General features: G+C 34.7%; 1 protein-coding gene. It reads right to left on the reverse strand.

Going from position 1 to position 340, the window contains the following annotated elements:
• Positions 1–340, reverse strand: a 340-nt coding sequence (locus SB717_RS34350) for an FAD-dependent oxidoreductase (protein WP_410907318.1), incomplete at both ends; no start/stop codon positions are given.

The following is a 340-nucleotide window of genomic DNA, read 5'->3' on the forward strand; positions in this document are numbered from 1 at the left end:
ATTTTTCGTTAAGACAAGCCGTCCGATACTGTCTTGTATAATTGGAAGCTCTCTAATAGCTTCATTTGCTTGAATACCAGCTGTCCAGACAATTGCATCACATTCAAGTGGTTCATCGTGATTATACACAATATTTGGTTCCACTTTTGTAATGTTAGAGTTTCTTATAATATTAACTTTATGTTTTACGAACCATTCTTCTACGTATCTACTTAATTTCTCTGGATACGGGAATAAAATTCTATCTTTTCTATCAAATAAATAGATTTTTAAATCAGAACGGCTTTCGCGAAGTTCACTTGCAACTTCTACACCACTTAAGCCAGCACCAACGACAGCT

The organism is Priestia sp. SIMBA_032 (assembly GCF_046535215.1).
GTDB lineage: Bacteria > Bacillota > Bacilli > Bacillales > Bacillaceae_H > Priestia > Priestia aryabhattai.